Here is a 5,035-nt window from a genome sequence, read left to right on the forward strand (position 1 = left end):
TGGAGCGCGACGTGCAGGCCTCCTTGGGGGGCCTCCTTCTCCGTCCAGGCCATGTCGCAATGCCCTCCTGGCCCTCCACCTACCCCGGCCCTCGCACGCAACAGGGCTCCCATGCCGCCTATGCTCTAGGCAGGCTGTCGAGCCAGTACGCCCGCGGCCCCCGCCACCCTGGGGCGCAGGCCCTGTGTGCCGTGCACGCAGCCCAGGGGCGCCCGGGGATGTATCATCGTCGTGCATGGATCTGGAGCCGTCGGAGCGTCCCTTCCTCAAGCAGTTGTTCACGCCGCACTCGGCTGCCGGGTTCCTGGCGGAGTACTGGCCCCGGCGGCACCTGGCCTGCCACGGTCCGCTCGAGCGGCTCGGGGAGCTCGCGCGGCTTCCCGAGGTCCTGGACCTGGAGCGGCTGCTGCACACCTACCGCGGGCAGGTGATGGTCGCGCTGCCGGACCGGCGCGATGAGCACAGCGTCATCCGGGTGGACGCGCAGTCCGCCGGGGCGCTGTACCGCAGCGGCATGGCGCTCATCCTCGACTCGGCGGAGCGCTACCTCCCGCTGCTCGAGCAGTGGCTGCACATGCTGGCCTTCGAGGTGGGGCTGGCGCGCAACGCCGTGGCCCGGACGATTTTCTATGCCTCGCCGCCGGGCGGCGGCAACAGCCCCCACTTCGACGCGAACGCGAACATCGTCGTGCAGCTTCGCGGCACCAAGCGCTGGACGCTCGCGCCCAACACGCACGTGCCCTTCCCCACGGACCGCTGGGCGATGAACATGGGCCCGCCCTCGCCCGAGCTGGCCGGCTACCTGGAGCAGCCGCTGCCCGAGCAGATGCCCGAGGGCGCCGAGGTCATCACGCTCGAGCCCGGCTCGGTGCTCTTCGTGCCGCGCGGCTACTGGCACTCCACCGAGGCCTCGGAGGACACGCTGGCGCTGAACTTCACGTACAGCCAGCCCACCTGGGCGGACGTGGTCAGCGCCGCGCTGCGACAGCAGTTGCTGAAGGACGCGCGGTGGCGCGAGCTCGCGGATGGCATCGGCTCGCCGGACCCCGAGCGCAACGCGGCGTGCGGCGCGCGCCTGTCTGAGCTGCTGCATGAGCTGCAGGCCCACGTCCTCGAGCTGGAGGCCCGGAAGATAATGGAGGAGAGCTGACCCACGCCCCCGGCGCGGAAGGTCCTGCCTCCCCATTCCCCGGGGGCGCGAGTGATTCCCGAGCCTGCTCGCGCTCACAGGATGTAGCCGCCGTCGCTCAGCCGGCCCGGGCCCGCTTCCGGTACTCGGTGCTGACGAACTTCCACTGCATCCGGGCGTACTGGCGGAACAGCTTCCGCCGCCGCGGGTACGGCAGCTCGAGCAGCTCCCCGGGTGGAATGACCTTGCCGGGCTCGGGCGGGGGCACGCTGATTCCCAGGCGAGAGGCCAGCACCTTCAGGGTGACGGGCATCAGCACGGCCTCGCTGTCGGGGGCCGTCGACAGCCATGCGTCCATGCTCGCGACGGCGGCCCGGTCCACCGCGGGGTCCGGGTAGCCCTGCAGGGCCATCAGCACGAGCCCCAGCTCCTTGGGGTTGCCGGGGCTGGCGACGAAGCTGGCCGCGATGCGCCGCTGCTCCTCCTTCGTCAGGAGCGGTTGCTTCGGTAGCGGGAGCCGCGGCGCCGGAAGGGACTCCGGGAAGCGCACGTTGTAGGGACCGAAGAGATGGTAGAGCCCGTGCCACCGGGTGGCGGGCTGTGAGGCCGCGAGGAGGCTCCACTCCCGAGGCGGCGCCTCGAGGGGCGAGGCCTGGGCGGCGATGGCTTCCTTCAACCGGGCGCGAAACGCGGCGATGTCATCCTCCGTCTTCACCGGAAAGACCCCGAAGTCGTGGCCCCACCAGATGTCCTGGACCGGGCCCATCAGGAAGGCCACCACCGTCTCACCCGGAGGGAACGAGGGAGGGATTGCGCAGCCGAAGTCGATGGGCGGCTGCCGCACGCGGAGCGTGTCTCCAGGCGTGCCCTTCCAGCGCTCCACCACCTGGAGGTCCACGACCCTCCTGTCCTCCGAGTCGCTCGGGACGCGCGCCAGGACAATGGTCTCCGCGCTGGCGAGCTTCCAGAGTGTCTTGGGCGGCGTCGTGAGGCAGGCCTCGGAGACGTCCGGTGGCAGCAGTGCCGCCCCCATCGCCAGGAACCAGGCCAGCACCTTTCGCTGAAGCATGCGTGCTCCCTCCGCGTCGCGCTCGAAGTGAGGCTACGCGGAGGGAGCACGTGGCGTCCGTCATGGTTCAGCCATGCCTCCGCCATGCGACTTCAAGGGTGTCTTGGCGCACGCAGGAGACGTTGCTGACGGTGAACTTCGAGCCGTCCGCCTTCTCCACATTCGTGTAGGGCAGGTACACGCGCGAGCAGAAGGTGTTGGCGGCGGTATTGCGCAGCCGTTGCTGTAGGCAGTGCGCCTGGTATGCCTGCAGCGCGTCCTGCCTGGGGTTTCCTAGCGCCTTGTCCTCGCGCGGGTTCGACTGCCGCCGCCTCCAAGCAGCAAGGAGCCCCGTGGCGCCAGCAAGGCTCTCACCTTCAGCTGCCCGAGCAGCCGCCGCGCCTGGCTCCGGCGCTGGGGCCACCGCAGCTGGCTCTCTGGGCGTAACTCTCGGCTGAGGGTCGCACCCTCTCAAGCAGCTCGCGGCAACCGGTCGCCCGCTCAAGGCAGTGGTGCGCCTGGAGCGCGACGTGCAGGCCTCCTTGGGGGGCCTCCTTCTCCGTCCAGGCCATGTCGCAATGCCCTCCTGGCCCTCCACCTACCCCGGCCCTCGCACGCAACAGGGCTCCCATGCCGCCTATGCTCGGAAGGACCCGGCGATGACGGGATCTTCGAAGCTCCCGTTCACGATCAGCGAGCCCGACGGAGCCGACGCCTGGGCCACGGAGGCCGCACAGACGATCAACACCGCCGCGAGCAGAGACAAGAGAGAATGCTTTTTCATCGGGTGGTGGACTCCGCGACGCAGCCCACGGCCACGGCGCCCGCCGCCAGAGAGGCCAGGACGAGCATAGAGAGGCGATTCGAAACGGATGCGCCGAAGGGATGAATGCGCATTGATATCCTGTCGATTGAGGCAATGAGAGCCCGCGCCGTGCCCTGGGGGACTCGGTGTTGTGGACGACCCAGGGCGTGCTGTGAGGATCAGCTATGAATTCTGCGCACCGCCGCCAGGACCGGACACTAGCAGAAACGCTCAATGGCATACATGGGCGCGAGCGGGGCTCGTGCACATACCTGCCGTTTCTGCACAGGGGTCTGCCGTTTCTGTATACCCCGGAAGAGTGCCGCTCAGGCGCGGGGCGTAAGCGAGGTGTTTCAGCGCGGGCCGCGCCGCGACGGACTATCTTTCACGCGGCGACCGATTAACGTGTCTGCAGCGAGGGGTCTCCGGCCTCCTCGACGACGCCGCCGCGGGGCTGTACGAGCCCACGTGGGTACAACATTGATTGAACCAAGGAGGTCACCCGAATGACACGCAGGCTTCACCTTCGGATCGTTTTCGCCGCTTCGCTCTCGCTCTCGTTCGCCGGAATCCGCGCGAGCGCCGCCCAATCGAGCTTGCCCTACTGGACCGAGATTCCGCAGGGCGGCGCCATCCCCGACCCCACCTGGGACGGTTCGAGCGCCTATGACCAGGGCCTCTTCTACATCTTCGGCGGGCTGAACGGGACCTACCCGAACGACGAGCCCGTGGCCGACTTCAGGGCCTTCGACGTCGACACGCTGACCTGGTACGACCTCAGCCAGTACCCGGGCGGGCCGTCCGCGAGGGCCGAGTCGATGATGTGGTGCGTCTCCGAGGACGACGCGCTGATCGTCTCCGGCGGGAGAGGTCCTTTCCGGCGCGGGCTCGACCTCACGCACCAGGACACGTTCCGGTTCGATCCGGTGCACGGGTGGACGCAGATCGCGCAGAGCGCGGCCGAAATCGGGCGCGCCAACCGCTCCACGGAGGCGGCCGTCGTGCGCGATAAGGAGACGCACAAGACCGTCGCGTACGCCTTCTCGGGCTCGTCGTCGACTCTTCCGGCCTTCATCAACCGTCCTGATGGCCTCCAGCACGACCTGGTCCGCTACAAGAACGGTTGGAAGCAGGTCTCGACCGGCTCGACCGCCCCGCGCGCTCGTGCCCATCATCCGCTCGTCTACGCCGAGGGCTGGAACGCGCTGCTCGTCTACGGCGGTTACACGAACGACGCCGTGAACGGGACCGGTGTGTTCTCGCCTGAGAACTTCCTCGGCGACCTCTGGATGTTCGACGTCCACACCAAGACCTGGGATCAGATCGTCTTCGACGAGGCCGACGGACCGGGCCACCGCGACAACGCAAAGCTGATCGCCGATGAGCACAACGACCGCATCTGGCTCTTCGGAGGCAGCCAGTTCGACGGGACCACTCTGTCCGATGTCTGGTACTTCGATCTCCACACCGGGACCTGGACGCGCGTGGACACCGCAATGACGGGGCCCGCGCCGGCGCCGAGGTTCGGCCAGTTCTACTTCTCCCGCAAGACCGCCACGGCCTACGAGCTCTACATCTTCGGAGGAGCGACCGCGGAGTTCGCGCCGGTGCTGCTCAACGACATGTGGAGGTTAACGATCCCCCTCGCCGGCGGCTAGTGGAGTGTCCGCGAAGTAATCCAACATAGTCAGCGGCGGTGCCGCTCGAACCAGTCGTGCATCTTGGCCCGAGTCCAAAGCCAGGTGAAGGGATGGGCGTAGAGGCGGTTGTACTCGGGCCAGCTTGCATCGAGGTGGGCGATGAAGTCGGAGCGGCGCTTCCAATCGCCGCGCTGCAGATAGCGCGCGCTGAAGGCCCGCAGTAACAACTCGGCCTGGTTGAGCCACGAGGCATGAGGTGGCGTCACGAGGACACGCACGTGGTGGTCCCGCAGCGGCGGCCTCGGGCGAGGAGGAGGCACCCTCTGCTGGGGCGGCAACTGTGGGCAGCTGCGGGAGGCGTCAGCGCGCTCCGAGGCTGGACTGGGCCGGGTTGCTCCGCAGGACGTTCGCAG

Annotated in this window: 4 protein-coding genes; 2 read left to right on the forward strand and 2 right to left on the reverse strand. The window is 68.4% G+C overall.

Annotated features, from left to right (window positions below):
* Positions 1 to 235 precede the first annotated feature (235 nt).
* Positions 236 to 1,150, forward strand: a complete 915-nt coding sequence (locus G4D86_RS51390) for a JmjC domain-containing protein (protein WP_164003046.1) — start codon at positions 236 to 238, stop codon at positions 1,148 to 1,150.
* 97 nt (positions 1,151 to 1,247) lie between these two features.
* Here the strand turns inward: G4D86_RS51390 and G4D86_RS51395 are convergent, their stop codons facing one another.
* The gene (locus G4D86_RS51395; protein ID WP_164003047.1) at positions 1,248 to 2,198 is read right to left on the reverse strand and encodes a hypothetical protein; all 951 of its coding nucleotides are present in this window, start codon (positions 2,196 to 2,198) and stop codon (positions 1,248 to 1,250) included.
* A 1,290-nt stretch (positions 2,199 to 3,488) separates the two neighbouring features.
* Between G4D86_RS51395 and G4D86_RS51400 the strand changes: the two genes are divergently transcribed.
* Positions 3,489 to 4,640 (forward strand): Kelch repeat-containing protein, encoded by a 1,152-nt coding sequence (locus G4D86_RS51400; RefSeq protein WP_164003048.1) that lies wholly within the window; start codon positions 3,489 to 3,491, stop codon positions 4,638 to 4,640.
* Between the two features lie 29 nt (positions 4,641 to 4,669).
* Here the strand turns inward: G4D86_RS51400 and G4D86_RS51405 are convergent, their stop codons facing one another.
* Positions 4,670 to 4,900 carry a hypothetical protein gene (locus G4D86_RS51405; protein ID WP_240360966.1) on the reverse strand — a complete coding sequence of 77 codons (231 nt, stop codon included), beginning with the start codon at positions 4,898 to 4,900 and terminating at the stop codon, positions 4,670 to 4,672.
* Positions 4,901 to 5,035: the final 135 nt, after the last annotated feature.

Origin of the sequence: Pyxidicoccus caerfyrddinensis (genome assembly GCF_010894405.1) — a bacterium.
Classification (GTDB): domain Bacteria; phylum Myxococcota; class Myxococcia; order Myxococcales; family Myxococcaceae; genus Myxococcus; species Myxococcus caerfyrddinensis.